This is a genomic window from Arthrobacter sp. MYb23 (assembly GCF_002979775.1).
Taxonomy (GTDB): Bacteria; Actinomycetota; Actinomycetes; order Actinomycetales; family Micrococcaceae; genus Arthrobacter.
Window position 1 is genome coordinate 1 of record NZ_PCPR01000058.1, and the last position, 1,498, is coordinate 1,498.

Genomic DNA, 1,498 nt, shown 5'->3' on the forward strand with positions numbered 1-1,498 from the left:
CGCAGGGACATGATCTTCTTGGAAATCTTGGAGGTAGTGGTATCGGGAAGATCTACAATCATGGCCTTCTCCAGGTTCGTCCGTCACGGGCCAGCAAGGCATCGGCCGAAGCCGGCCCCCAACTGCCCGGTGCGTAGGGTTGCGGTTGTTCATCGAGCCCGGCCCAGTATTCCTCGAACGGGTCAAGGATCTTCCAGGACAACTCCACTTCCTGATGCCGCGGGAACAGCGGCGGCTCACCCAGCAACACATCCAGGATCAGCCGCTCATACGCTTCAGGACTGGACTCGGTAAAGGAATGGCCGTAGCCGAAGTCCATGGTCACATCACGGACTTCCATCTGCGTGCCCGGAACCTTGGACCCGAACCGGATCGTGGCGCCCTCATCGGGCTGGACCCGGATCACCACCGCGTTCTGACCAAAGTCATCCTCACCATGATCACGGAACAACAGGTTCGGTGCCCGCTTGAACACCACCGCGATCTCGGTCACGCGCCGGCCCAGCCGCTTACCGGCGCGCAGGTAGAACGGCACACCATTCCACCGCCGGGTGTTGATATCCACCCGGATCGCCGCGAACGTCTCGGTCTTCGAATCAGCCGGGATACCATCCTCATCCAAATACCCCAGGACTTCCTCCCCGCCCTGCCAGCCACCGGTGAACTGACCCCGCGCCGAATGCGTGGACAAATCCTCGGGGAGCTTGACCGCGGCGAGGACCTTTTCCTTCTCCGCCCGCAAATCATCGGCATTAAACGAAATGGGCTCTTCCATCGCGGTCAACGCCAGCAACTGGAGCAAGTGGTTCTGGATCACGTCACGGGCAGCACCCACGCCGTCGTAATACCCTGCCCGGCCGCCCGTGCCGATGTCCTCGGCCATGGTGATCTGGACATGGTCCACATAATTGGCGTTCCAGAGCGGCTCGAACAACTGGTTCGCGAAACGCAACGCCAGGATGTTCTGCACCGTTTCCTTCCCCAGGTAATGATCAATCCGGAACACCGCATCAGCCGGGAACACCGACTCCACAATGTCGTTGAGCTGACGTGCCGACTCAAGGTCATGCCCGAACGGCTTCTCGATCACCACACGACGCCACTGCCCCGGCTTCGCCTGCGCCAAACCATGCTTGGACAGCTGCCGGCAGACCTGCTCAAACGCCTTGGGCGGGATCGACAAATAGAACCCATGGTTACCGCGGGTGCCGCGGGTCTCATCCAGCTCATCGAGGACATCACCGAGGCGCTCGAAAGCGTCGTCGTCGTCGAACTCGCCCTGAACAAAACGGATACCCGAAGCGAGCTGCTCCCACACCGCCTCATCAAACTTCGTCCGCGCATGGGCCTTGACGTTGTCCTTGACCTCAGCCGCGAACTCCGCGTTATCCCACTCACGACGACCGAAACCCACCAAAGCAAAACTCGGCGGCAACAAGCCACGGTTAGCCAGGTCATAAACCGCCGGCATCAGCTTCTTACGGGCAAGATCACCAGT

General features: G+C 60.5%; 1 protein-coding gene. It reads right to left on the reverse strand.

Annotation, left to right across the window (positions count from 1 at the left end; translation table 11 throughout):
- Positions 1-58: 58 nt before the first annotated feature.
- On the reverse strand, positions 59-1,498 hold a 1,440-nt coding region (gene zwf, locus CQ020_RS23950), incomplete at its 5' end, for a glucose-6-phosphate dehydrogenase (RefSeq protein ID WP_105694324.1).